Source organism: Helicobacter pylori HUP-B14, assembly GCF_000259235.1.
Classification (GTDB): Bacteria; Campylobacterota; Campylobacteria; order Campylobacterales; family Helicobacteraceae; genus Helicobacter; species Helicobacter pylori_CU.
Window position 1 is genome coordinate 960,858 of record NC_017733.1, and the last position, 22,998, is coordinate 983,855.

Consider the following 22,998-nt stretch of genomic DNA (forward strand, 5'->3'; position numbering starts at 1 on the left):
TTAAAAGAAATTCCTTAATCCCTAAAAAATGCAGAAAAAAGCATAATATCGGCATTTTTTTCATTCGCTCCGTCTTGGCTTAAATTGGCGATGATTTTACCAATAGCCGGGCCAAAAGTGATACCAAGCCACCCCAATCCTGTCGCATGGATTAAGTTTTTATAGCGTTTGTCATAGCCCAAATAAGGAATATCATTAGGGGTTAAAGGCCTAAAACCGCACCATTCTATGGCGTCTTTCATTTCAAAAGGCTGCGTGAAAGCGGCTAAATTCTTTTTCATGTTAGCGATTTGCTCTTTATCAATGAGGGCGTTGTTGGTGTTTAATTCTAATTTAGAGGTGATCCTAACGGTGTCTCTTCGTGGGGTCATTGCCATGAAAATATCCGCAAATAAGGAAGAGGTTTTGGGCTTTAATTCTTCAGGCATTTTAAAGGTGATGCTATAGCCTTTAGCCCCCATCATTAAAAAATCGTTCTTGGTTTTTTTAATAAGGGTAGGGTTAGCTCCGGTGGCTAGAATGATTGTTTCTGCTTGGATTTTTTCCTTGTGCGTGATGACGCCATCAATGAGATTATTTTTAAACTCAAAATCAACCACTTCTTCGTTATAAAGAAACTCCACGCCAACATTTTGTAGATATTCTTGTAAAGAGCGCATCACTTCGCCCGGATCCACATGCGCGTTTTCGGTTAAAAGCACGCTCCCGCAGATATTGTCATTAACAATGGGCATGTATTCTTTGGTCTCTTTGGCGCTAAGGATTTTATAAGCGCCGCTGTTATCGCAAGTTTTAAGCTTTTTTTCAAAACTTTCTTCTAGAGTGTAGATCATTAAAAGCCCGTCTTCTTTATACCAAAAATCCATGCCGTCTTCTAGCATTTGATGATAAATATCAACACTCAGCCACCCGTAGCGTTCAAACAACGCCATGGTGCGGTGCGTGGATTTGGCGTTCGCGCTTGTCATAAACTTTAAAATCCATTGATAGAGCTTTAAATTAAGCCCAAAATGGAATTTTAAAGGGGCTTGGTTTTTGAGCATGAGTTTTAGGGTGTCTAACACCACACCAGGGCATGAGAGCGGGGCTTTTTTAAACGCAGAAATAAGCCCGGCATTCCCAAAAGAAGTGCCGTTTGCGCCATCGCTTTTTTCAATCACGCAAACCTTATGCCCTAACTTGTGCATAGAATACGCACAAGAAAGCCCTACAATCCCACCGCCTATGACCACGACTTCTTTTTTCATGCTGATAGTCCCTTAAATAGAATCACTTAATGGCTATCGCTTCAATTTCTACTAAAGCGTCTTTAGGCAGTTTAGCCACTTGAAAGGTCGCTCTGGCCGGATAAGGCTCTGTAAAATAACTCCCATAGATTCCATTCACCACCGCAAAATCGTCTAAACTTTTCAATAAAATAGTCGTTTTAACCACGCTATCCATCCCTAACCCTGCTTCTTTTAAAATCGCTTTGATATTTTCCATGGACTGCGTGGTTTGAGAATGAATGTCTGTGCCTTTAAACTCGCCGGTGCTCGCATCAATGCCTAATTGCCCAGAGACAAAAACAAGATCGTTAGTAGCGATAGCTTGAGAGTAAGGGCCTATAGCCTTTGGGGCTAGCGTTGAATGGATGACTTCTTTCATGATTGAAACTCCTATGATGATGTGTTATGTCAGCTATTATTATGCAATCAAATTAATAAAGAAATAAAAAATGAGTACAAAAACGCCATGAATTTTCATCTTATTATTAAGGTATTGTATATTTTTTACCCATATTTAGAAATTCTTAAACGGGTTTTATTTGAATTTTAGGCTTTGTTATCATCAATTTTAAAAGCTACCACTCGCTTGCAAGCCCTTTTATTATGACTTTATTGTAAAAAATGCTTTTGAGCATTTTTATAGACACTCATTGCCACTAAAAGAGGGCAAAGCCACAATCTGTTTTTAAAATAGAATTAGAAATTTGGACAAAACCTTGACTTTTATTATTGAGTTTAGATACAATAACAATCGTCTTTTTGAATAAAGAGCGCGGGAATAGCTCAGTGGTAGAGCACGACCTTGCCAAGGTCGGGGCCGCGGGTTCGATCCCCGTTTCCCGCTCCATATTTTGATTTAACTTCTAGAGCATGGTTTCTATTTAGTTTGCCCAGGTGGTGGAATTGGTAGACACAAGGGACTTAAAATCCCTCGGTAGCAATACCGTGCCGGTTCAAGTCCGGCTTTGGGCACCATTTTTGAGTGCGATTTGATTTTATTTTTTAATATGCTAGTGTTAAAATTTAAGGCGACATAGCCAAGTGGTAAGGCATGGGTCTGCAAAACCTTGATTCCCCGGTTCGAATCCGGGTGTCGCCTCCATATTGTAGTCATTTAGGGACTTTTGTAAGGGACTTTTATGAAAATAGCGGGAGATGGCTGAGTGGTTGAAAGCGGCGGTCTTGAAAACCGTTGAGGGTCATACCTCCGGGGGTTCGAATCCCTCTCTCCCGGCCACTTGATTAAAATCTTTTAAGCGATTTGTTTTGGCAAATTCATCTCTTCTTTTAATTAATAAAGAATTTTGTGAATATTGATTGTCTCTTTTAATTGAAATTTAAAGATTAGTTTAAAGGATTTTATTCGGTGGGATTGTCAGCATCAAGCCTTATTGTTCCTTTTAGCGTTATTTTAATGGTGGTTTTCACTAAAAGAGTCGCGCTCTCGTTGTTTGTGGGCATTTTAGTGAGCGCTGTTTTAATGCATTCGTTACACCTTTCTTACATCGTAGAATATGCCTATACTAAAATCACTTCCGTTTTTTACACTTACGAGCCAGAAAAAGGGCTTCATTTCAATCTTTCCAACCTCTATGTTTTTGGGTTTTTAATCTTTTTAGGCGTCTTAAGCCAGGTGATTTTAAAATCCGGTAGCGTGCAGAACTTTGTCAAAAAAGCCAAACAATACTCCAAAAACGCCAAAACCCCTGAATTTATCGCCTTTTTTTCAGGCATCATTATTTTTGTAGATGATTATTTTAACGCCTTAACCGTGGGGCAAATCTCAAAATCTTTAAACGACGCTCATAACTCCACACGAGAACGCCTAGCTTATATTATAGACTCCACTTCAGCGCCGGTATGCTTATTAGTCCCTATTTCTAGCTGGGGGGCATATATCATGGGGATCATGAATAACGACAGCTCGCCCTTATTAAAAGATAGTTTTTCGGTGCTTGTGCAAAGCTTGAGCAGTAATTATTATGCGATTTTTGCGCTCATTGCAGTCTTTCTCACTATTTTATGGCAAATCAACCTCCCTAGCATGAGGAAGTATCAAAACATAGGCGTGAAGGATTTTTATAGCGAACAAGAAGAAAGCTCTTCAAAACTAGCCCCCTTAAGCCTGTTACCCCTTTCTATTTTATTATTGATCGTGTCCATTTCATCATTGATTTTTTATACAGGAGTGGTCTTAAAAAACACTGATGCGAGTTTTTCGCTCTTTTATGGGGGGCTGTTTTCGCTCATTATCACCTATCTTTTAGCTTATAAGTTTTTAGAAAAAGGGAGTTTTTTTAAACTCATGTTGGATGGCTTTAAGAGTGTGGGGCCGGCGATACTAGTCTTAACGCTCGCTTGGGCTATCGGGCCTGTGATCAGAGATGACGCTCAAACGGGGATTTACTTGGCCCACATCAGCAAGGGATTTTTAAATAGTGGGGGAGGCGCGTATATGCCTTTAATCTTTTTTTTAATCTCTGGGTTTATCGCCTTTTCTACTGGAACAAGCTGGGGGGCGTTTGCGATCATGCTGCCCATTGGAGCGGGCATGGCTAATGAAAGCGATATTATTTTGATCGTTTCAGCGATCCTTTCAGGCGCGGTTTATGGCGATCACACAAGCCCCATTTCTGACACGACTATACTATCGGCTACGGGGGCAGGGTGTTCGGTGCAAAGCCATTTTATCACACAACTCCCTTATGCGACTATTGCGATGCTTTGCAGCGCGGTGAGTTTGGGGGTGGCAAGTTTTATGCATTCGCACTCGCTCGCTCTTTTAATCGGTGTGGTTTTGCTTGTGGGGGTGTTTTATCTTTTAAAAAAATTTTATGGTGAAAATCTAAAAACTTAAATTGGGCATTGACCTAAAAATTTAAAAATCCCATTTTTTAAAATTAAAATAAGGTTTTGGCGATCCATGTTGGATTAAAAAAGAGTCTTATCTCATTATCAATCAATTTAAAAAAGTTGTTCAAAAATAACCATACAATTATAAAAATCTTCACAAACCTCTAAATCGTAACGCTTTTTTTAAAAATACATTTTTTTTAATTTTTTAATCAACCATTAAGGTGTTTTAAGTTAAATTTCCTTATCTGTTAAACATACGGATAATGTTATATCTTAAGGAAAGAAAATGGGGTTAGGACACTAATAAGTTTAGGGATTTTGTTAAGCGTTTTGAATGGCGATGATCTGAGATTGTATTCAAAACCTTTGGTCTATTCGGCTGGAAGTGGGATTATTGGGATTGATATTGACAAACGGACATTCTATAAACGAGCGTTCGCTTTCACGATGAAATCGTTGTTTGGTGAAAACTTGCTTTTGTTTGTCAAATTGAAGCGTTCTGCGTTGATGAGCAAACACATGAAAGGGCCTTTGGAAAACCGCCACCACCATTCTTTCGCTAAAAATTATGAAAAAGCGGTTAATGGTTGTCAAAAATATGTCCATATCAAATTGCCTGAAGGCGCTCCTAGCAACTTCCAATCAGGTTCATACATGGCGACTATGGTGATGCGTTTTTAAAGCGTTATTTGGGGTATTCTTTAATACCCTTTTGTCTTTTAAAATATCATCTTTTAAAAGACACAAATTTGTTCCTTTAGCCCTTTTTTAAATCTTCTTAAAACTCTTTTCATCGTGTTGATTGAGCAAAGTATTTTCAAAACATGGATAAAATCCATAGAAAATTTATAAACTTAAAAAGGTTCTGTTTTCATCAAAATGGGTTACTAAAACTTTTTATGGTGGGTTATAGCGTATTTTGGCTTTAGTTGTTTCTTTTTAAAGGATTAGTCTCATCAGGGTTTAAAGGATTAATCTCTTTCCTCTTATCATTTGGCGCTAAAAGCGACTCCATTAGCCCATTCCTTGAATTTTTTGTGATCATCTATTTTTATCCGCCCTAAAAATATGAAGTAAAACAAACCCCCTACAAAAACGCTTCCAACTTATAGGCTTTTTTATGCTCTTGTTTCAAATCCATATAAGCGTTTAAAAGCATGTATTCTTCAAAAGATAAAACCGCTAGATGCTCCCTAGCGAGATCGTTCATTTCTAATTCTAACAACACGAATAAAAAGGCTTTTTGCGCCTTATCGTCTTCTTGGCTTAAAATCTCAAAAAACTGGAACCATTGATCGGGGATGAGAAATTTTTGCGCTTTTTGCGCGAGCTGTAAATAATCGTTCTTGTCATAACCCACCCTTTTGCAAAGCTCTGAAATCTTTAAAGTGTCTGTGTTTAAAGATTTTTCAAAAAAGGCTTTTAAAAAAGACTTCACGCACTCTTTGTCCAAGTTCTCTTGCATCGCATTCAAAGCCTTCAAAACCTCTTTTTTGCTGCCTTTTTGGGCGATTTCTATAAAAGCGTAGTGGCGTAATTCCAAAGGGATTTGCGCATTTGTTAAAACTTCAAAGGCGTTTTTCAAATCGTTATGAATGAAAGCCTTCAAGCGTTTAGAAAAATAAGCATGCTCATAAGCTAGGGAATGCTTAGCGTGATCTTTAGGCTCAAGGGTGTTGTTTTCTATATTGTGGTAATGTTTAAAAAGGTTATCCACTTTTTCGCACCCGCTATTTGGCGTGTTTAAATCAGCTTTTAAATCATAGCGGGCTAAGATTTGGGAGAGGTTTTTAGCGAGATCGCTTTTAAATTTCGTTTTTAAAAAAGTCTTTTGAGTGTCTTGGGACAGGATTTGTTTGAGCAATTTGTCAAAATCCCTTTTTTCATGGTATAAGCGGATTTTATGGCTGAGATTGTGTTTGAATAAAAAAACCCATGAAAAAAAAGCGAACATGCCTAAAACGCCCATAAGCCATACCGCAATGGGAAGATTAAAGCTGTAGCTCCCTAAATTGAAGGCATAAGCTTGCGGATCAATACTATAAACAAACACACCAAAACCCACAATAAACAAAAATGTAAAGATAATGTAAAAACGCATGTGCACCTCCTATTTATGGTATGGATGCTTAAAAATAATGCTTAAAGCCCTATAGATTTGCTCGCATAAGACAATTTTAGCCACTTCATGGCTAAAAGTCATCTCGCTCAAACTCCAAGCTTGACAATCCTTCAAAAAATTTTCTTCAAACCCATACGCTCCAGCGATAAAAAAATTAATATTAAGATGATTTTCTAACATTTTACTAAACGCAAAGCTATCGCCCCTTTGAGCTTTAGGGTGTAAGGCAATATTTTTTGCCTTAGGGTTTAAATACGGCTCAAAGGCTAGAGAGTAGCTTTTTTGAGCGAGTTCTTTAGAAACTTTTTGAGCGTTGGCGGTATTTTTAGGGAATAAATCCACTAATTCCAGCTCGCAATCAAATCGCTTGCATTGCTTTTGATAGACTTTCACTAACTCTAGGGGCGAACTTTTAGCGATAGAATACACCACGCAACGCATCAATCTTAAAACTTTAAAAAATCTTTGAAGTCTTATGCGTCATCATAGCGATGAGATCGCTCAAAGTTTTCTTCAAATCCTTCCTGTGCACAATCATATCAATCAAGCCATGTTCTAATAAAAATTCCGCCGTTTGAAAGCCCTCAGGCAAATCCGCCCCTATGGTTTGTTTAATCACCCTAGGCCCTGCAAAACCTATCATCGCCCCTGGCTCTGCGATAATGAGATCCCCTAAAAAAGCAAAAGACGCGCTAACGCCCCCATAAGTGGGATCGCTTAAGAGCGAAATAAAAGGGAGTTTGGCCTCACTCAATCGGTTCAAAGCCGCGCTCGTTTTAGCCATTTGCATGAGCGAATAAGTGGATTCTTGCATCCTAGCCCCCCCACTCGCTGAAACAATCAGTAACGCTTCTTTTTTGGCTACCGCGCGATTGATCGCTCTTACGATCTTTTCGCCTTCCACAGAGCCTAAACTCCCCCCCATAAAACTGAAATCAAACACCACGATCTGCAAAGGCATGCGGTTGATTTTAGCCTCACCGCTGATCACGGAGCTTGGGCGGTTAGTCCTTTTTTCGTATTTTTTAATGCGTTGCTTATAGCTCTCTTTATCTACGAAATTTAAAGGATCATTAGGCCGTAAGTGCTTGTCAAACTCTTCAAAACTCCCCACATCGCATAAAAATTCAATCCTTTCAGTTGCGTTCATGCGGAAATGGTAATGGCATTTCAAACACACGCTGTATTTACTAAACACTTCTTTATGATACATTAACGCATAACATTTAGGGCATTTCACCCAATGGCTTGGCTGTTCTTCCTTACTTGGTGTTGTCCGCAATTTATTGATCTTAAAATTTTTAAAGAAATCTGCAAATCCCATGTTTTTCCTTAATTTTGCAGTTTTATTAGGATTGTATCCAAGTTTTGCTTATAATAAAACAAAATTAGTTTAAGAGTAGCGATGCAAGGGTTTCTTTTACAAACACAAAGCATAAGAGATGAAGATTTGATCGTGCGCGTTTTAACCAAAAACCAGCTCAAAACTCTCTATCGTTTCTATGGCAAACGCCACAGCGTGCTGAATGTGGGGCGTAAAATTGATTTTGAAGAAGAAAATGATGATAAGTTTTTACCCAAGTTAAGGAATATTTTGCATTTAGGCTACATTTGGGAAAGAGAAATGGAGCGCTTGTTTTTTTGGCAACGCTTTTGCGCTCTCTTGTTTAGGCATTTAGAAGGCGTGCATTCTTTGGATAGTGTCTATTTTGACACTTTAGATGATGGGGCTAACAAACTCTCCAAACAGCACCCCTTAAGAGTGATTTTAGAAATGTATGCAACGCTTTTGAATTTTGAAGGGCGCTTGCAAAGTTACAATTCTTGTTTTTTATGCGATGCAAAATTAGAGCGTTCTGTCGCTTTAGCGCAAGGGTTTGTTTTAGCGCACCCCTCTTGCTTGAAAGCTAAAAGCCTGGATTTAGAAAAAATCCAGGCTTTTTTTCGCACTCAAAGCACGATTGATTTAGAATTAGAAGAAGTGGAAGAATTGTGGCGCACGCTGAATTTAGGGTTTTAAAAGGTTAAAGATGAAATTTAAATTTTTGAATATGGATAATGAAAGCGGTTTTATTTTGATTGAAAAGGAATTGAAACGATTGAAAATCACCGCTCAAGTCAAAGAAGATTGCATTGAATTAAAAGGCGAGAATATCAAACAAGCGAGAATTTATCTTAAAACGCTTTTTAACTCCAATATTGTGGAATTAGACGATCATCAAAAAAGCGTAAACGCTTTAATAGAGCGCTTGAAATCTTTAGATTTAAAAATTGCGGTGGCTGAAAGCTGCTCTGGGGGGTTATTATCGCATGCATTCACTTCCATTAGCGGGGCTTCAGCGGTTTTTATGGGGGGTGTTGTGTGTTATAGTGAAGAGGTTAAGTGCGAATTATTGAAAGTCAATGCCACGACTTTAAAAGTCTTTGGGGTTTATAGCGAAGAATGCGTGAAAGAAATGCTATCAGGCGTGTTTTTCAATTTTAAAGTGGATTTAGCGCTTGCGATTAGCGGGGTGGCTGGCCCTAATGGAGGGAGTAAGGCTAATCCTGTAGGCACGATTTATATTGGCGCACAAAAATTAGGATCTCAAGCTTTAATTGATCGCTGTTTTTTTGAAGGCAATAGAGAAAGCATTCAAAATAAAAGCGTAGAGCATGCCTTAAACATGCTCGCTAGAATGCTATAAAACTACCTTAAAGCGCAAACGCTACCGAATTCTTTTTGAGCGACCTTAGCGATGTAGGCGATTTCATTATCGTTAAGGTTTTCAACGCTCGCTTTTAAATACCTTTTGATTTGCTCAATCTGGCAACCCACTAGCTTGATTTTCACCACAGCCACCTCCGATTTTAAATTCGTGTAAGTGTAGGCTACTTGAATCTTAGTCGCTAAATAATTATAGATAGCGTAGCTGATATTCGTAGCCGTTTGCTCGGACTCATGGAATTGCTCCATGAAGCGTTTTTTATACTTCAACATGATTTCATGAAAAACCACGATCAGGCTCAATTTAGCGTTTAAAGTCGCTTGCTCAATCCCTAAATACTTGTTATTAACAGGGATATACGCCACGCCCATTTCTTCGTAGGGGACTTTAGGGTCTTCAAAAACCCAAGCAGGAGCATCAGATAATTCTGATTTCATGCCCTTTAAATCAGAGACTAAAATCCCATCATCTCTCAAAAGACTCTTAGCGCTTAATGAAACGCTTGAAAACACCCCTAAAAGAGCGATTAAAACCATTCTTTTAAACAAAATGCCACTCCTTAAACTTTAATTTAGGTTTGATTATAGTTAAAAAGTTTTTGATTTTGTTTAATCACAACCAAGTAATTGCATCAACTTTTGATTTTCTTGATTTTTGGCTCGCTTCTGCCACCCTCTTACCCAAAGCGATCAAGCATGCGATTTTAGGCTTATTGATACGCTCTTCTAAAACTTCGCCCACTTTTAAAGGATCAAAGCCTCCAATAATGCAACTATCCAATCCCATTAAGCTCACGCCCATGCAAATTTGCCCCACAGCGATATAGCATTGCTCTAAAATATAGCTTTCTAATCTTTGCATGCTGTGGTTGAATCTCACGCCAAGCATTTGAGTAAAAGAGGGAATCACTCTAACCTTATAAGACTCCGGATAGAGGTTTTGCATGTAATGGCCAGTGGGTAACAACTCGCTGGGTTTTAAAGAGCATACCACCATTAACGCTGAAGCGCTTTTAATCATTTCTTCATTAAAATAGCTGTGCGCTGCAATTTGTTTTTTTAAATCCTTATTGGTAACCATCACAAAATGCCATGGCTGCGTGTTGTAAGAGCTTGGCGATAGCCTGGCGATTTCAGCGATTTCTTCTAATTCTGTGCTAGAAAACTCATAATGGCTGTCAAACATCTTGCAAGAATGGCGCTCGTTCAGTAATTGTCTTCTTTTTTCGTGATCCAAAAATTTCATTGATTTTCCTTTATTTTTTTAGAATTTCTTGTAGCATACAATAAAATCCCTAATGAAACAATTACCATAAGTAAGCTTAAAATCTGCCCCATGCTCAAATTTAAAAAATAAACCCCCATTTGGCTATCCGGCTCTCTGTAAAATTCCGCAATAAAGCGCATCAGGGAATACCCCAAGCCATAAACCACAATGAGCAACCCATGCGTTTTGGTGTGTTTTTTAGCCCACATTACCATTAAAAACACGATAACCCCCTCTAAAAACGCTTCAATCAATTGGCTGGGATAACGCAATTGATTATCCACCATAATGCCTATGATTTGCCCTAAATGGCTGTCTTTGGGGACAATCCTCCCCACAAGCTCCTGATTTAAAAAATTCCCAATCCTCCCAAAAACATACCCTAAAGGCAGGCTGATCGCAATCAAATCCAAATAAATCAAAAGCTTTTTCAAATCCTTACGGCTATAAAGATACGAAGCGATCAAAAACCCCACCAACCCCCCATGATAGCTCATCCCACGAATGCCTACAAAATTCCCATGGCTATCAAAAGGGTTAAAGATTTGCCAAAAATGCGTCAAATAATAGCCAGAATTAGGCTCATAAATAAGAATGTATCCTATCCTTGCCCCTAGCACAATGCCAAGCTCCGCCCATAGAAAATAACTCTCAAATTCTTTCCTTTCAATGGGGAATCGCTCGGGGTCTTTTTGAATCATTCTTAACGCCATGTAAAATGCGATAACAATCGCGCACGCATACGCCAAACCATACCAATGCACATCAATGCTGCCAAGACTAAAAGCGATGGGGTTAAATCGTTCATAAATCGTATTCCAAGCGTTCATAATCAATCCTTAAATTTCAAATTCTTTAGGAGGGATCGCTTCAAATTCATACCCTAACAGCGCGATTTTATGCGCATGGAGCATCAACCTTTTAGCGGAGTGTTGGCTATCGCCATAGATTGTATCGCCTATAATGGGGTGGTTGATATGCTTTAAATGGACTCTGATCTGGTGGGTTCTTCCGGTTTTGATCCCCACTTTTAAAAGGGTTTTTTTGTTGATGATTTTTAAGGGCGTGATGATCGTAACCGCTTCTTGCCCTTTTTTAGAGATTTTACTGAAAGCTTTAGTAGTCTTAATCGTAAGAATGGGAGCGTTAATTTCTCGCTCTTCTTCTATGATGCCTTGAACGATCGCTAAATACTCTTTTTTAACCGCCCTGTCTTTAAAAGCTTTTTTAGCTTTTAAGTGGAATTCTGAATTTTCTTTCACCAATAAAATCACCCCGCTTGTTTCTTTATCCAAGCGGTGCAACAAAACCCAACCTTTGAAAAAAGAGACTAGATCATAGCTCTCTATAAAAGGGGGTTTAAAAAGGGCTAGAATGTTTTCATCTTCAAAAATCACGCTGGGTTTTTCAATTTTTTGGACGCTAAAGCGCGTGTTTTTAGACAATTCTTTTCTGGCGACCATCAATTTCTTCCCCCCTATACTCACTAACCCCAAATCAATCAAAGCCTTAGCTTTTTTATGCGAAATGTTTTCTTGAACGCTCAATAATTTGTAGGCTTTTTCCATGTTTATCCTTTTTAATTTTTAATAAATGCGAGCAATTCGTTTAAATCATGCCCATTGTCTAAAAAACGCGCCACGCCTAAATTTTTGTAATCTAAAAGAGCGTCTAACAGATCCTCTTTTTGAACGATTTTATAAGGCTTGACTAGTTCAAACAACGCTACTTGGTTGAAAAGATACTCCCCTGTGATCAAGCGCGCATTAAAAAACGCCGGCTCTAAAGGGTTATGCCCCCCCATTTTGACAAACGAACCCCCTAAAATGACAATGTCTGCGATCGCATAGAAGTTATTCAATTCCCCCAAGCTATCCACTAACAAAATATCGCATTCCACAAAACCCTTTGAAGAAAAACACTCCAAACTAAAAGGCGTCGTTTTTAAAGCATCTTGCAATAAATTTTGCACGCTTTTAAAACGCTCCGGGTGGCGCGGCACAACAATCAATCTTGCGTTTTTAAAAGTCTTTTTCAATTCTAAAAACGCTTCTAACCCTAATTCCTCTTCGCCCTCATGCGTGCTGGCTAAAACAATGTTTAAAGCGCTTGGGTTTTTAGGGTAAAACGAAGTGATCACAGGCTTTGAAAAACGCTTGATATTCAAAAAATCCACCACTTTTTTAGCCCCTAGATTCAACAAGCGCTTTTGATCGTCCTTGCTTTGCGCCAAAATCAAATCAATGCGTTTGAATAAAAGCGCATAAAAAAAAGAAAAACGCTGATACTTGGGGTAAGAGCGAACGCTGATACGAGCGTTAATGAGCATGGTTTTTGCCCCTAATTTTTGAGCCGTATCAAACGCGTTAAACCACAATTCCGCTTCTGTAACCACCAAAGTTTTTAAGCGTTTTAAGTTTTTTTCCCATGCAAACAATAGGGTTTCAAAAGGCAGGTAACGCACCTCTATATGTTGGGAATGCTGATAAGTTTGAGCGGCTAATTCAAAGCCGGTATTAGTGGTAACGCTGATTAAAATCGGCTCTTTTAAAGCTTGAACGATCGGCTCTAAGGATTTGACCTCCCCATAAGAGCATGCATGAAACCAAAAAACCGGCTCGCTTTTTAAAAGATTGTCTTTGAGAAAAAAACGAGCTTTCAAAGAATGGCGGTATTTTTCTTTAAAACTCAAAAAGAAGATGAAAGGCGCACCAAAAAGATGCCCCAAAGTTAACAATAAAAGGTAGAAAAACTTAAACAATCAAACGGATTCTTGGCTTTCTTTTTGTTGGCTTTCTTCTTGGCTTTCTTTTGGAGGTTGAACGCTGTTTTCATATGCGCCCTCAGCGTATAAAATACGCCCGCAATACGGGCAAGTGATCATATCCCCACTCGTTAGCACTTCGGTATAAATCTTATCGTTTAGTCTAATAAAACAACCCCCACAAGCCTGTTTTTTGATCGTTACAATGCTCGTGTTTTTCGCCCATCTTCTGATCCTTTCATAAAAGCTATAGATTTTAGGCTCGGTTTTTTCCACGAGTTCTTCTTTCTTTTTGAAGATAACTTGTTGGGTTTCTTTGATGTTTTTAACTTCGTTTTCCACTAAGCTTTCTAATTCCAACGCTAATTTTTCAAGCTCTAGCATTTCTTTTTTCAAATCCTCTTGTTTTTCGCTTTTGTGCTTGATTTCATTTTGCAAATTTTCAATTTCTCTGTTGGCTTGGTTGGAGCGCTCTTTAGCAATATCTTCTTCAATGTTTAAAGAACGCAATTCCCTTTCGGATTTGATCTCGCTCATTTTCTTTTGAATGCTAGCGATTTTAGCGTTCGTGTCTTGTAGGGTTTGCTCGTTTTTAGAAACCTGTAATTTTAGGGCTAATTTTTCTTCTTCTAAATTCAAAATCGCTTTATTTTTAGCTTCTTTATCATTCAAGGCTTTATCCAAGTCTTTTCGTTTTTCTCTGATCAATGGCTCTAAGGAGTCAATTTCTTTATCCAAATGCGAAATTTCAATCAATTGTTTGAGGTGGGTGTTCATCGCTTTCCTTTAAATGATTTGCAAGGGGTTTTTAAAATTCTCTATTGTAACCAAATAATTAAAAGAATGCAAAATTTCAGCCACAATGAGTGCGAAACCCCTTTCGCTATAATAATGCGTGGCGTCAATCAAACTTATCCCTAAAGATTGAGCGATCATAGCGTCATGGTATTTCACATCGCCTGTAATTAAACAGCTTTGCGCTTTTAAAGAAGAGAACATGGACGCTCCCGATCCGCACACAAACGCTAAATCTTTAACGATTGGAGAACTTTTGACGCATGCTAAGGATCCCACCCCTAAAGAAGATTTAATCCTTTCTAACAGCGCATCAAATTCTATATTAGCGTTTTCTTTCACTAACATAAGGCCTTTTTCCATCAAGCCATCAAACCCTAAAAGCGCGTGCGCGAAATGCTTGTTTAAATGCGTTTTGTCAAAATTCGTGTGCATGCTGATGACTGAAATGTTTTTTTGGATTAAGATTTTTAAAATATTCCCCGGATAAGCCTCATAATTTAGCGTTTTTAAGGGCTTGAAAATTAAAGGGTGGTGCGTGATAATTAGGGCGTTTTGTGGGGCGTTTAGAGCGATTTGAAGCGTGATTTCTAAGCATGCGATAATCTCGCTAAACTCGCTATTTCCACTCCCCACATTCAACCCGCTATTATCCCATGATTCTTGGAGTTCAAAAGGCGAAAGGCGACTCAAGACTTCCAACACTTCCCTAACTAACGCCATTTTAAGCCTTTGTTAAAGCGTTTTTTAGGCGCTCTTCTCTTTCTTCTTCTTGCTCTTTATAAAGAATGGCGCACCCCTTAGCTAAATCCCTGATTTGTAAAATATAATTTTGCCTTTCAGCCACCGAAATCGCCTTTCTGGCGTCTAAAATATTGAAAAAATGTGAGCATAGCATCACGAAATCATAAGCCGGTAAGGGGAGTTTGTTTTCCAAGCAATGCAAGGCTTCGGCTTGGGCGTTTTTAAACATTTCTAATAGCCTTGTTACGCTCGCTATTTCAAAATGATACTTGCTGAATTGATATTCGCTTTCTAAATGCACTTGTGCGTAACGCACGCTGTCATGATTTTTTTTAGCCCATTCAATCTCTAGGATATTTTCCACTTTTTGGACATACATCGCTAATCTTTCTAAGCCGTAAGTGATTTCTACCGGAATAGGGCTGCAAGGAATGCCTCCCACTTGCTGGAAATAAGTGAATTGCGTAACCTCCATGCCATCAAGCCACACTTCCCAGCCAAGCCCCCATGCCCCTAAAGTCGGACTCTCCCAATTGTCTTCTACAAATCGTATGTCATGCTCATTAAGGTTTATCCCTAACACTTCCAAGCTTTTTAAATACATCTCTTGGATATTAGAAGGGCTTGGCTTGATAACGACTTGGAATTGGTAATAACTCCCCAAGCGGTTAGGGTTTTCCCCATAGCGCCCATCAGTGGGCCTTCTAGAGGGCGCGACATACGCCACATTCCACGGCTTTTTATCCAAACTCCTTAAAAGCGTGGCCGGATGGAATGTCCCAGCTCCTGCAGGAATATCATAAGGCTGGATCACCAAACAGCCTTGATTCTTCCAATACTCTTGTAATTTCAATAATAAACTTGAAAAATCTTGCATGTTCTCTTTCCTTTTAAGCGCGTCTGATCAAATCGTTCATGCTCTCTAGCACACTCTTACCCTTTAAAAGCAAGGCTAATTCGCTCGCAATGGGCGTGTAAATGCCGTATTTTCTAGCGATTTCCACAATGGCGTTGGTCGTTTTCACCCCTTCAGCCACTTCGCCCAATTCTTCTAAAACCACCTCTAAAGGCTTGTTTTGGGCTAGTCCCAAACCCACACGATAATTCCTGGATAAAATAGAATTAGCGGTTAAAAACAAATCCCCAGCCCCAGAAAGCCCTAAAAAAGTCTCTGTCTTGCCCCCAAAGAACGCCCCAAAGCGTTGCATTTCCACCAAACCTCTAGATAATAAACTCGCTTTAGCGCTATTGCCTAATTTCAAGCCATCGCAAACCCCCCCCGCAATGGCTATCACGTTTTTATACGCCCCAGCGATTTCACCCCCTATGATGTCTTGTTGGGCGTAGGCTCTGATAAAAGAGGGGGTTTTATTGGCAAATTCTAGTGCTAAAGCCTGATTATTGGAATGGATGACTAACGCACAAGGCAGGCCTTGAATGATTTCAGCCGCAAAACTAGGGCCCGCTAAAAAACACAAAGCGTTAGGATCGATAAAATCCTTTGCGATCTCGCTCACAAACGCCTTGTTTAACACCTCTATCCCTTTAGAAGCGATTAAAACTTTAGCGTTTTTGGGTAAAGAAGCGTTTTGAAACCATTCTCTTAAGTGCTGCACGCTAATAGCGATGACATAGAGCGTTGCTTTTAAGCCTCTTTGTAAATCCACTTGCTCTATGGGGGCAGAACCTTTAGAAATCAAAGTGTCATTGAGCTTTTTTAACGGCTCGTTTAAATCCCGCCTTGAAATGATTTTGACTTCATTCTTTTCTCCAAAAGCAAAGGCTAAAGCCCTCCCCCACGCCCCGCCACCAAATACTGCAATTTCCATTAAATTCCTAATCTCATTGATTGTAAAACTCACCATTTTACAATAATAAGTTTAAAATAGCCCTTACATTCAAAACGCTGTCTTTGATTAAAAATAGGGTAGTTTAAAAAATTTTTTAAATTTTAAAAAATGGGATTTTAATTGCTTTACTTTAAACTCATTCTCTTAAGGGGATAGGGGGGTATTTTGAAACCATTCCCCCCTACAACTAAAAACCCTTTCACGCTCCGATCCAAATCACCGCCGTTTTGACCTCCTCCACTCTCTCAAATCGTCTTGAAGATCCTCATCGTTTAAAGACTCTTGATAATTTTCATTATTGATTTCTTTAAATTCCCTAAGCGTCTGCAAGTTTTCTAAAGAGTAGTGCAGTTGGAGCAGTTCATTATGATAATCCACACTTTTTCTGTATCTTTTGGTTTCTTTTTTGCTCAATTCATACCAATCTAAACCAAACATCCACCAATCCCTAAAATACAACACCATTTTTTTGATTTCTTCAAATTCCCTGTAGTTTGCCTCATCGTTCTCTTCGTCGTCGTTTTCTTCTTTGTATTTTTCCCAAGTGAAAGCGCTCACACGATCAAAAACCTTATCAATACTTTCTTTAAACAAGTCAATCACCTCGTTCAATCGCGCTAAACCCTCTTCTTTAGATCGCTCTCGCTCAGAAAATTCTTTGTTGAGCGAATAAATTTTATTAAAGGTAGCATCGTTGAAGTCATCAAAGCCTTTTTGCATCAAATCCAATTTGACAGAATGCAAAGCCTTTTGGTAGCGTTTGAATCGGTTAGCGTCTTGATTAATAGCCTTTTCATACATCCCATGCACCTCGTATAAATATTCTAAAATTTCGTTTTGTTTCTCGCTCCTTTGATTCAACTTCATTAAAAATTCCTCAAGCGAGTCAAAAACATGGCTTTTTTCGCTGAACTCTTTAATCTCTTGATACCTTGTAGCGCTATAAGCGCAAATCCCTAAAAATTCAATGCCATTATTCTCTAAAGTCTCTTTAATTTGTTTAGCGACTACTTCTAATTGGCTTTTGGTGCGCCTATCAGCCCTACTCAATACGATAAAAACCTGCTTGCCTTCTTCGTATAATTCTTGCAAAAACTCTAAATCATCGCTTTCAATGCCCCCACGCTCGCAACTAATAAGCCATAAAATGTGTTTGGCGTGCTTTAGGGATTCTTTAGAGGCTTCTTTGTCCCCACCCGTATAGCCTTGATTACCGGGGTTATAGCCAGGCGTGTCTATGAAGCATAAAAATTCAAAAGGTACGCTAGGAGCGCTCAAAAGCATGAAAGGCATGATTTCTTTCAAATTAAAGCCAAGGGATTTTAAAAACTGATGATCAAAAGCGAGATGGGGTAATTCCACCATGCCTCCATTTTGAGAAAACCCCATTAAAACTTCTTTTTTACCCTTTAAGCAATAAGTGGGGATAACTGTGGTGGGATTCATGTCTTCAGGGAGTTTTAATTTCAAGCCCAACAAGTTATTTAAAAAAGTGGATTTGCCCGCGCTAAACCCTCCCCCCACCGCAACCATGGTTTTTTGGAACAAACTAGGGTAGCTCGCCACCAATTGCAATTCTTTTTGGATTTCTTGGAGCATCAGTAACGCTATTTCCTTTTCTTTGAGCGAATCCACGCCGCTAGCGAAGTCTAAAAACTCATTGTCTAAAATCTGCTGGTATTCTTCTAACCCTTCATTGTTTGTTTTGGCGTTTAAAATACGAGCGATTAGATCGTAGCGTTCTTTTAAACCCTCTGTATTGTGGTGGTTTTCAGCTGCACTAAATTTGTCATTAAAAAAATTAACGCTCATTAGATCTCCTTTAAAGCTTGGATTTTTGCGTCTAATTGAGCGATGGATTGTTCTTTGTTTTGCACTTGATTGTGTAAGTTTTGCATGTCTTTTTGGAGTTTTTTAAGCGTATCGCTGGCGAAGTTTTGCCTTTCTAAAGCCTCTCTTAAACCTTGGATATAGCCTTTCACATCTTTTTTAGTCTCAGCTTCAAAATCCCTCACATAATTCCCCACGCTTTGTATGAAAGCATTAGCTTCATCGCCTTTTAAAAAACCCGTTTTACCCCTTATCTCGCCAGGAAGCTTATCAGCATAATCAAACTCTTTAAATTCAATGCGATCCAAGACAGCTATCACGCTTTTTTTGAAAGCCACCTCATCAATCAAATCATCATCACGGATTATTTGACGCAATTGAGAAAAGACTTCAGCGTAGAGTTCTTTTTTAAAAACGACTTTAAAAGAATTAGCGCTGTTATTCAAAGCCCTTTCGCAGCTTTCATGCATCTCTATCAAATAATCAAGCACCGCTCCGGCTTTAATCACTGCTCTTGTGCGTTCTACTTCATCATAGCCCCAATCTTTTTCACCAACAACGCTACCAAAAAATCTTGCCCAACCTCCCAAACCGCCTTGCTTCACTCTCTCAGTGTAACGCTCTACTCCCTCTTCTTCTTTAGTGCCCACCTTAGCCGTTTGGATAGCTTTCTTCAACGTTTCTTCCAAGCCACCTCTAATATTGTTGATGAAATGCAAGATAAATTCTTCATACGCTTCCCTAAACTTCATTTCAATGTTACCAGAGAGTTTTTCATAAGCCTTTATTTGCTTTTTGATAGTGCTAATGTCAGCGTTTTTAACCCTCTTTTTTTCTTCTTCCAAATCTTGCAACAACTGCGTTATGAATTTATGGAGGTTGTTTGCTTGGCTCTCTGCGTAATTTTGCAATTTTTGAGACATGATTTTTTCTTTCTCTTGGGCGGCTTTTTTTAAACGCTCTTCAATCGCACTCATATTGCTTAAAAAGAGTAAGCTTTCTTTAGACTTATCATCGCTACTAAAAGCGTCAGGGTAAGAATCTCCTAAATTCTGTAAGGCATTGTGATACTCTTCTGTTTTTTGGTTTCTTCCCCAAGAAGCTTGGTTGTTAAAGTCTTTATGCATGCTAAAGCAAACCCCTGAAGTCAAAATGACGCCATTTTTGATTGCTTTTTCAAAAATCTCTCGTTGGTTAGAGTAGTTTTCAATCAATTTTCCCATGATATTATTCAATTGAGATGAAAGGGATTTTTGTGCGTTTTCAAAGGCTGTAGGGAGGTGTTGGTTGGATTTTTCCACTTCACTCATAGAGCCAACAGCGCTGTCGGCTTGGCTTGCCACAAAATAAATTTCTTGAAGGCCTTCTTTGTTAGAAACCCTGTCAAACAAACTCATATCGCTCTCCGTTAAAAACTGACCAGAAGGGCTTACAATAAACACCACATCGCAATCTTTCAATAAGGCTTTAGTGCGCTCTTCTCTGGAAGCGATGGGATCATTCACTCCCGGGGTGTCAATCACTTCCAAATCTTTAAGGTTGGGGTTATTCAAAGAAATTCGCACCGCTTTAGTGTAGGGCATATACTTCCCGTCCGCGCCCACGAATTGGAGCAATTTTTGATTCAGCTCTTGTAAATTATTGGCTTGAATGCGCGGATCCAAGTTTTTCGTGTTGAGCGATCCGCTTTTTTTCATTTTTTCGTATTGATCGTATGATGAAACGAGTCTCGCATCCTTTTCTAACTCGTTTTTAGCGATCCTTTCAGCCTTTTCGTTGATTTCTTCATCGCTTAAAACCCTCTCTTTGGGCGCTACTTCAGTGCTTTTGTTTCTGCTAAACTTGTTGCTAAGATTCTTAAATCCCTCTTTAGCCCTATTTGACAAACTCTGTTTTTCTTTTTGTTTTTTGACTTCTTCATCAACAATCCTATTAAATTCCCTTACATACCTTTCATGTTCGTTCTTAAGCTCTAAAATATCCTTTGGGCTATAAAACTCCACTTCAGCGCTCAGGGTATCAGCGTATTTTAAAATGGTAAGGCTAGCGGTCATGGGCGTTGCCGCTTTGGGTAAAACCTCTACACCCTCAAAAATCAAAGCGTTCAAAAGCGAGCTTTTGCCCGCTTTCACGCGCCCGATGATACCAACTTTAAGATCCCTATTTGTATCTTGCAACTCTTTTAGCGTTTTCTCTAACTCTTCGGTTTTGATCACAGCGTTTTCGCTCATAAAAGGCCTCGCTCTTTCTTGCAAGCCTTGTTCTTTTAGAACCTTTTCAATTAAAGCGCTTTTTTTGATGAGTTCTTGAGCGTTCATTATTAATCCTTTAAATATTGTTGTTCTAGATCGCTTAAAGCGTTGATCTTGTTTTCTAAGATTTGTTTTTGATCTTCTAAATCGTTTAAGTGTTTTTCTTTTTCCTTTTGAGCGAGCGCGATTTCTTGTTTTTTATGCGTGATTTCTAATTCGCACCGATCTTTTAAACCTTTTAGGGAATTTTCCAAGCATTCATTAAACAAGCCCGGTAAAACTTTTTTAAGCTTGTATTGAACCTCTGGTATCACTTTGACTTCAATCAGATTTTCTAATTTCGCCCGCTCTTTTTCCTCATTTCTAAAGAATGAAGCGATGATATTAGGCAACAAGGTTAATAAATCTTTTAAAAGAGGTTTCAACCCTTGTAAGATCAGCGCGAAGGGTCTTGTAACCGGATTCTTGGATAAAATCACGCTTAAGGCGTTGATCCCTAATTCAAGGCTATGCTCTAAATTTACAGAAAAACCGCTAGAAAGCTGCGTGTTGTTCAAGCTTGCAAATTCCGTGCAAAAATCTTTTGAAAAAGAAAGGTTGATCTTTTCAATCTCTAATTTAGCGTTTTTGATCAAGCTTTGTTGCATGATGCTTTCTATTTCGCTATTGAACTCGTTAGGCTTGTTGATTAAAGAGGCTAAATAGGGTTTTGCTCCCTGACCTCTTCTATGACTTTTTTAACCACCGATCCCACAGCCACGCTAGAATATTCTTCTTCTAAATTAGCCCTTAATTTTTCATAGGTTTTTTCAATGTCTTTAACGCCCAAATCCAAAGCTTGTATTTCTTCTAAAGCCTTTTCTTTAGAGTAATCAAAGCTTTCCATCACGCTTTTTAGGCTGTTTTGTAACTGGGAATTTAAAAACTTCAATCGTTTCAAATACAAAGCGCTAAAAAGCTTTTCAGCGTCTATTTTATCCGCCACCTCTAAAAGAGCGTTATTGTCTTTATTAGAATAAATAAGATGCGTTGTCAAATCAAGGTGATCCTGGATTTGATCTTGAATGTAGCGAGAGATTTCTTCCACTTGCGAGGGCGTCCTTAAATTCGTTTTACTCAAAATAAAGCTAAGGCCTTTGTCAAACTCTAAAAGGTTTTTCAATTCCCTAACCATGCGTTTGGTAAGGTTACCCTCTTCTACGCTTGTGAGAATGACAAAATGCACGCCCCTTTCCAAATATTCCAAAATGGCATGGGTGTGGCTTGAAATGGGGCTATCAAAGCCTGGCATATCCACAAACACTAAAGGCGCACTATCTTTTAGGGCTTCATTATTCAAATAAACCTTAAGGTAGGAATACTTCGTGGCATTGTCTTTAATCGCTTCAAAACTTTGCTCATTCAATTCAAAACTCTCTGCTTTTTCATCATTGTTTGAAAAAGCCTCTATGCGTTCATTAGCGCTATAGTGTAATTCAGTGGCTAAAGAAGTCTCTGGCGTGATACCGGTAGGCAAAACGCTACTGCCTAAAAAGCGGTTTAATAGCGTGCTTTTGCCTGCGCTAAAATTCCCCACAACGGGTATCACAAGCTGTTGTTTTTGAATGCTTGCTAAAAGAGTAGAGCATTCTGTTTTATCAATCTCTACTTCTTTTAAAACTTCTAAAACCTGTTCTAAAAACTCCACAAAATTCGTCTGTGCGCGTAAAATCATTACCAATCCTTTAAAATTAAAAACTAAAATCTAAACAAGACGCAAAAATCCCTAAAATATAGATAGGGTTTATATGGGTATGGGTTTATATGGGGGTGAAAAGATAAAGCGGCTGACTAGAGAGAGAGAGAGAGAAGCGAATTTTTAAGAATAACAACCATTACAAACTCCTAGCACCATTTAATGGCTCTCATTATACTCAATTTTGATACTCTATTCAAGGTTCTTTTTATTAATCAAAAACTCGTTTTTTCTTTCATTTTGATATGGTCAAACTTCTTTCCTTAAGGGGATGAGGGGGGATTTTGCGATAACCCCCCCTTAACCCCCTTAAAAACCCCCCTATCCCCCAAGACCGCTTAAAGAATTATCGCTTGATTAACATCAAGCTCTTTTGATATTTGATTGCAAAAAATGCTTCAAGCATTTTTATTGCCTTACATTTTATTTGATTGTAGAAATTTTTTATAAAGCCCGATTTCTTTCTTTTTAGCTCAAACCCTTCCCCCACTTTAAGAAACTATCGCTTAAACAAGTATTCTACAACCCATGCGTTTGAGAATAAAACAATTTCATTTCTTTAGAAGCGAACTGGTTTTTTAAAGCTTGAGCCAAAGATAAAGCCACTTCATCGCTTAAAAAAAGCTTGAATTTAGCGTAGTCTTTACGCCCGCTCACCTGCTCTTTTTGGCTTAAAAGCAGCGAAGAAGCGGCGTATTTATAGCATTCCACATAAAAAAAATCATCAAAGCCTTTTTCAAACAAATAATCTATTAAAGCGTCTTTCAAGCAAATATCAATATAAATTTCTAAAGCGAGCATGTGAAAT

21 protein-coding genes, 4 tRNA genes and 1 pseudogene are annotated in these 22,998 nt (G+C 38.7%); 8 read left to right on the plus strand and 18 right to left on the minus strand.

The features are described from left to right. Positions 1 to 14 precede the first annotated feature (14 nt). Positions 15 to 1,247 (minus strand): NAD(P)/FAD-dependent oxidoreductase, encoded by a 1,233-nt coding sequence (locus HPB14_RS04585; RefSeq protein WP_000712522.1) that lies wholly within the window; start codon positions 1,245 to 1,247, stop codon positions 15 to 17. A gap of 22 nt (positions 1,248 to 1,269) precedes the next feature. Then, complete coding sequence (locus HPB14_RS04590; protein WP_000665807.1) at positions 1,270 to 1,647, minus strand: RidA family protein; 378 nt, start codon at positions 1,645 to 1,647, stop codon at positions 1,270 to 1,272. A 393-nt stretch (positions 1,648 to 2,040) separates the two neighbouring features. On the opposite strand from HPB14_RS04590, the gene HPB14_RS04595 reads away from it, so the two are divergent. The 6 genes from HPB14_RS04595 (at position 2,041) to HPB14_RS04620 (ending at position 4,805) form a co-directional block, all read left to right on the plus strand. Further along, positions 2,041 to 2,115 (plus strand) — tRNA-Gly (locus tag HPB14_RS04595). A gap of 41 nt (positions 2,116 to 2,156) precedes the next feature. Further along, positions 2,157 to 2,243: transfer RNA gene (locus HPB14_RS04600), tRNA-Leu, on the plus strand. A 52-nt stretch (positions 2,244 to 2,295) separates the two neighbouring features. Continuing rightward, positions 2,296 to 2,370 (plus strand) — tRNA-Cys (locus tag HPB14_RS04605). A gap of 47 nt (positions 2,371 to 2,417) precedes the next feature. Then, positions 2,418 to 2,505, plus strand: a tRNA-Ser gene (locus HPB14_RS04610). Between the two features lie 129 nt (positions 2,506 to 2,634). Further along, the gene (locus HPB14_RS04615) at positions 2,635 to 4,125 is read left to right on the plus strand and encodes a Na+/H+ antiporter NhaC family protein (protein ID WP_000524392.1); all 1,491 of its coding nucleotides are present in this window, start codon (positions 2,635 to 2,637) and stop codon (positions 4,123 to 4,125) included. A 317-nt stretch (positions 4,126 to 4,442) separates the two neighbouring features. Then, positions 4,443 to 4,805 carry a hypothetical protein gene (locus HPB14_RS04620; protein ID WP_000953804.1) on the plus strand — a complete coding sequence of 121 codons (363 nt, stop codon included), beginning with the start codon at positions 4,443 to 4,445 and terminating at the stop codon, positions 4,803 to 4,805. Between the two features lie 406 nt (positions 4,806 to 5,211). Here HPB14_RS04620 and HPB14_RS04625 read toward each other — a convergent pair whose 3' ends face one another. The 3 genes from HPB14_RS04625 to accD are packed head-to-tail and all read right to left on the minus strand — an operon-like array spanning position 5,212 to position 7,570. Then, positions 5,212 to 6,225 carry a LapA family protein gene (locus HPB14_RS04625; RefSeq protein WP_001213487.1) on the minus strand — a complete coding sequence of 338 codons (1,014 nt, stop codon included), beginning with the start codon at positions 6,223 to 6,225 and terminating at the stop codon, positions 5,212 to 5,214. A 9-nt stretch (positions 6,226 to 6,234) separates the two neighbouring features. Further along, a complete protein-coding gene (gene rlmH, locus HPB14_RS04630; RefSeq protein ID WP_001203908.1) occupies positions 6,235 to 6,687 on the minus strand; it encodes a 23S rRNA (pseudouridine(1915)-N(3))-methyltransferase RlmH in 453 nt (150 codons plus the stop codon). A 13-nt stretch (positions 6,688 to 6,700) separates the two neighbouring features. Continuing rightward, on the minus strand, positions 6,701 to 7,570 hold the full coding sequence (gene accD, locus HPB14_RS04635; protein WP_000505078.1) for an acetyl-CoA carboxylase, carboxyltransferase subunit beta: 870 nt from the start codon (positions 7,568 to 7,570) through the stop codon (positions 6,701 to 6,703). A gap of 81 nt (positions 7,571 to 7,651) precedes the next feature. Here accD and recO point away from each other — a divergent pair, with 81 nt between their 5' ends. Together recO and HPB14_RS04645 are read left to right on the plus strand one after the other, a co-directional pair. Next, the gene (recO, locus tag HPB14_RS04640) at positions 7,652 to 8,266 is read left to right on the plus strand and encodes a recombination protein RecO (protein ID WP_001161266.1); all 615 of its coding nucleotides are present in this window, start codon (positions 7,652 to 7,654) and stop codon (positions 8,264 to 8,266) included. 10 nt (positions 8,267 to 8,276) lie between these two features. Next, entirely contained in the window at positions 8,277 to 8,933 is a 657-nt protein-coding gene (locus HPB14_RS04645) for a nicotinamide-nucleotide amidohydrolase family protein (RefSeq protein ID WP_000669216.1), read from the plus strand. A 2-nt stretch (positions 8,934 to 8,935) separates the two neighbouring features. Here the strand turns inward: HPB14_RS04645 and HPB14_RS04650 are convergent, their stop codons facing one another. The 13 genes and pseudogenes from HPB14_RS04650 to HPB14_RS04710 form a co-directional block, all read right to left on the minus strand. Continuing rightward, the gene (locus HPB14_RS04650; RefSeq protein WP_000476715.1) at positions 8,936 to 9,502 is read right to left on the minus strand and encodes a hypothetical protein; all 567 of its coding nucleotides are present in this window, start codon (positions 9,500 to 9,502) and stop codon (positions 8,936 to 8,938) included. A 64-nt stretch (positions 9,503 to 9,566) separates the two neighbouring features. Beyond that, a complete protein-coding gene (gene rdxA / locus HPB14_RS04655) occupies positions 9,567 to 10,199 on the minus strand; it encodes an oxygen-insensitive NAD(P)H-dependent oxidoreductase RdxA (protein ID WP_000670013.1) in 633 nt (210 codons plus the stop codon). Beyond that, the gene (gene lgt, locus HPB14_RS04660; RefSeq protein WP_000995155.1) at positions 10,196 to 11,050 is read right to left on the minus strand and encodes a prolipoprotein diacylglyceryl transferase; all 855 of its coding nucleotides are present in this window, start codon (positions 11,048 to 11,050) and stop codon (positions 10,196 to 10,198) included. Before lgt ends, rdxA begins: the two co-directional genes overlap by 4 nt. A gap of 9 nt (positions 11,051 to 11,059) precedes the next feature. Continuing rightward, on the minus strand, positions 11,060 to 11,788 hold the full coding sequence (locus HPB14_RS04665) for an RluA family pseudouridine synthase (protein ID WP_000409654.1): 729 nt from the start codon (positions 11,786 to 11,788) through the stop codon (positions 11,060 to 11,062). Positions 11,789 to 11,799: 11 nt separating this feature from the next. Beyond that, a complete protein-coding gene (gene waaA, locus HPB14_RS04670; RefSeq protein ID WP_000472204.1) occupies positions 11,800 to 12,981 on the minus strand; it encodes a lipid IV(A) 3-deoxy-D-manno-octulosonic acid transferase in 1,182 nt (393 codons plus the stop codon). Next, a complete protein-coding gene (locus tag HPB14_RS04675; RefSeq protein WP_001091788.1) occupies positions 12,982 to 13,761 on the minus strand; it encodes a zinc ribbon domain-containing protein in 780 nt (259 codons plus the stop codon). It lies immediately after the preceding gene. Positions 13,762 to 13,770: 9 nt separating this feature from the next. Next, the gene (locus HPB14_RS04680; RefSeq protein WP_001229894.1) at positions 13,771 to 14,502 is read right to left on the minus strand and encodes a GTP cyclohydrolase I; all 732 of its coding nucleotides are present in this window, start codon (positions 14,500 to 14,502) and stop codon (positions 13,771 to 13,773) included. Position 14,503: 1 nt separating this feature from the next. Next, positions 14,504 to 15,400, minus strand: coding sequence for a glycine--tRNA ligase subunit alpha (gene glyQ / locus HPB14_RS04685; protein ID WP_001150955.1), 897 nt, complete (start codon positions 15,398 to 15,400; stop codon positions 14,504 to 14,506). A gap of 13 nt (positions 15,401 to 15,413) precedes the next feature. After that, positions 15,414 to 16,352 carry an NAD(P)H-dependent glycerol-3-phosphate dehydrogenase gene (locus HPB14_RS04690; RefSeq protein ID WP_000401721.1) on the minus strand — a complete coding sequence of 313 codons (939 nt, stop codon included), beginning with the start codon at positions 16,350 to 16,352 and terminating at the stop codon, positions 15,414 to 15,416. Between the two features lie 237 nt (positions 16,353 to 16,589). Next, positions 16,590 to 18,185 carry a dynamin-like GTPase family protein gene (locus HPB14_RS04695; RefSeq protein WP_000115606.1) on the minus strand — a complete coding sequence of 532 codons (1,596 nt, stop codon included), beginning with the start codon at positions 18,183 to 18,185 and terminating at the stop codon, positions 16,590 to 16,592. Beyond that, positions 18,185 to 20,521: a dynamin family protein gene (locus HPB14_RS08275; protein ID WP_000993634.1), complete on the minus strand. Its 2,337-nt coding sequence runs from the start codon at positions 20,519 to 20,521 to the stop codon at positions 18,185 to 18,187. The genes HPB14_RS04695 and HPB14_RS08275 overlap by 1 nt, the downstream gene beginning before the upstream one ends. Positions 20,522 to 20,523: 2 nt before the next feature. Next, positions 20,524 to 22,169: pseudogene (locus HPB14_RS08590) on the minus strand (dynamin family protein). 540 nt (positions 22,170 to 22,709) lie between these two features. Next, positions 22,710 to 22,991 (minus strand): DUF3240 family protein, encoded by a 282-nt coding sequence (locus HPB14_RS04710; RefSeq protein ID WP_000880319.1) that lies wholly within the window; start codon positions 22,989 to 22,991, stop codon positions 22,710 to 22,712. Positions 22,992 to 22,998: the final 7 nt, after the last annotated feature.

Bases quoted from the DNA above. Each gene is read 5' to 3' on its own strand.
- HPB14_RS04585 (WP_000712522.1), bottom strand. From the start codon at position 1,247: ATGAAAAAAGAAGTCGTGGTCATAGGCGGTGGGATTGTAGGGCTTTCT.
- accD (WP_000505078.1), bottom strand. From the start codon at position 7,570: ATGGGATTTGCAGATTTCTTTAAAAATTTTAAGATCAATAAATTGCGG.
- HPB14_RS04590 (WP_000665807.1), bottom strand. From the start codon at position 1,647: ATGAAAGAAGTCATCCATTCAACGCTAGCCCCAAAGGCTATAGGCCCT.
- HPB14_RS04625 (WP_001213487.1), bottom strand. From the start codon at position 6,225: ATGCGTTTTTACATTATCTTTACATTTTTGTTTATTGTGGGTTTTGGT.
- HPB14_RS08275 (WP_000993634.1), bottom strand. From the start codon at position 20,521: ATGAACGCTCAAGAACTCATCAAAAAAAGCGCTTTAATTGAAAAGGTT.
- rdxA (WP_000670013.1), bottom strand. From the start codon at position 10,199: ATGAAATTTTTGGATCACGAAAAAAGAAGACAATTACTGAACGAGCGC.
- recO (WP_001161266.1), top strand. From the start codon at position 7,652: ATGCAAGGGTTTCTTTTACAAACACAAAGCATAAGAGATGAAGATTTG.
- HPB14_RS04695 (WP_000115606.1), bottom strand. From the start codon at position 18,185: ATGAGCGTTAATTTTTTTAATGACAAATTTAGTGCAGCTGAAAACCAC.
- HPB14_RS04690 (WP_000401721.1), bottom strand. From the start codon at position 16,352: ATGGAAATTGCAGTATTTGGTGGCGGGGCGTGGGGGAGGGCTTTAGCC.
- HPB14_RS04665 (WP_000409654.1), bottom strand. From the start codon at position 11,788: ATGGAAAAAGCCTACAAATTATTGAGCGTTCAAGAAAACATTTCGCAT.
- rlmH (WP_001203908.1), bottom strand. From the start codon at position 6,687: ATGCGTTGCGTGGTGTATTCTATCGCTAAAAGTTCGCCCCTAGAGTTA.
- HPB14_RS04710 (WP_000880319.1), bottom strand. From the start codon at position 22,991: ATGCTCGCTTTAGAAATTTATATTGATATTTGCTTGAAAGACGCTTTA.
- HPB14_RS04680 (WP_001229894.1), bottom strand. From the start codon at position 14,502: ATGGCGTTAGTTAGGGAAGTGTTGGAAGTCTTGAGTCGCCTTTCGCCT.
- glyQ (WP_001150955.1), bottom strand. From the start codon at position 15,400: ATGCAAGATTTTTCAAGTTTATTATTGAAATTACAAGAGTATTGGAAG.
- HPB14_RS04645 (WP_000669216.1), top strand. From the start codon at position 8,277: ATGAAATTTAAATTTTTGAATATGGATAATGAAAGCGGTTTTATTTTG.
- HPB14_RS04675 (WP_001091788.1), bottom strand. From the start codon at position 13,761: ATGAACACCCACCTCAAACAATTGATTGAAATTTCGCATTTGGATAAA.
- lgt (WP_000995155.1), bottom strand. From the start codon at position 11,050: ATGAACGCTTGGAATACGATTTATGAACGATTTAACCCCATCGCTTTT.